Source organism: Mesorhizobium sp. WSM4837 (genome assembly GCF_055811435.1).
Map to the genome: position 1 here is coordinate 1 of NZ_JBVVQE010000293.1, position 226 is coordinate 226.

Sequence of the window (226 nt, forward strand, 5' to 3'; positions counted from 1 at the left end):
CATTCCGGACAGCAAAGCCTGCGGGTCGGCGGCAAGCGGGTCTCTCAGGCCGGCAATATAGAATTGGCCATCGCGCAGCTTTTGTTCGGCAACGATGATGCCCGGCTGGGTACTCAGCCGCGACACATAGGCCTGCCAGCGCTCCGCCTCGCGTGCTTCGGGGCTCACATCACGAACCTTGGAGATGTCGAATACCGGTCCGCCTGCCTCAAGCTGTCGGGCCGCT

At 63.3% G+C, this 226-nt stretch carries 1 protein-coding gene; it reads right to left on the reverse strand.

Annotated features, from left to right (window positions below; genetic code table 11):
* Positions 1-226: hypothetical protein (locus AC0L3D_RS37145; protein ID WP_473647593.1), on the reverse strand; the 226-nt coding region annotated here is incomplete at both ends.